The sequence below is a fragment of the Streptomyces sp. MUM 203J genome (genome assembly GCF_022414595.1).
GTDB lineage: Bacteria > Actinomycetota > Actinomycetes > Streptomycetales > Streptomycetaceae > Streptomyces.
In genome coordinates this window covers 1-865 of record NZ_JADWYO010000138.1, presented here as the reverse complement: position 1 = coordinate 865, position 865 = coordinate 1, and the positions used below count along the sequence as shown (strand labels likewise).

Annotated in this window: 1 protein-coding gene; it reads right to left on the bottom strand. The window is 67.6% G+C overall.

Annotated features, from left to right (window positions below; all coding sequences use genetic code 11):
• Window positions 1-339: 339 nt before the first annotated feature.
• On the bottom strand, window positions 340-865 hold a 526-nt coding region (locus I3F58_RS29190), incomplete at its 5' end, for a hypothetical protein (RefSeq protein ID WP_240111723.1).

The window sequence follows — 865 nt, the reverse complement described above, 5'->3', positions numbered from 1 at the left end:
CGACATCCTTCCCACCTGCCCTGTAGGGCAAGCCAGTTCAGATGTCACCCGATCGTGCATCAGACCCCCGATGCAGCGCGCTGCTTGTCACCAGCAGCGCGCGACGCATCGCGGTTATCACCGGCTGCGGTGTCCCAGATCCGCCTGACCTGCCCCACAGCCCCGGCCTACCCCGACTCGCCGGGCTGGTCGGAGCAGGAGCAGAAGGACGTCGCCGCGCTGCGGGAGCGCGAATGGCCGCACGCAGTGCCGCGCGAGAAGAAGACAGCTGACCCGCACGACGACATCCTCGGCCCCGTGGTCACGGGACGTCCGCTCGTTCCCGCTGCTCCCGGCAGGTCAGCCAACTTCTCCAGGCGTCTGGCCGCGCTGTTCATCAAAAGTGGGGCGCACGGTGTCCACCGCAGCCCGCACCCCAGCCAACAGGGCCGACAGTGCCGAGGCCGCCTCATCAGCGGAGACTTCACTCGCAGCACGCCAGTGCTCAGCGCGGCGGTTGCCGTCGGGGTCGCTGTGCTCGGTCCTGACCAGTCCGTGCAGGCGCAGTCGAGGGCCGTCAAGCACCTGGACGGCTGCAGCCGCCACGAGGGTGTGCGAGGGCTTCGGAAGGTTCTCCACCACGCACATGAAGCCAGCCTGATAGTGGACCCGCTCTCCCGGGGTGCCCGGCTGACGGGACCTCTGTTCCACGGGCACAGCGTTGGGATGCCGATGCGCCTTGGACTCCACCTCGGGCCAGGATCCGAGTTCGGCGCTCAGTGCTGCCATGGCCTGGTCGGTGATCGTCAGATGGTCCGCGGGCCTTGACCCCGAATCCTGGACACGGGTTATGCGGCTGGTGTCAGCGTAGTTGATGTTGTTCTGG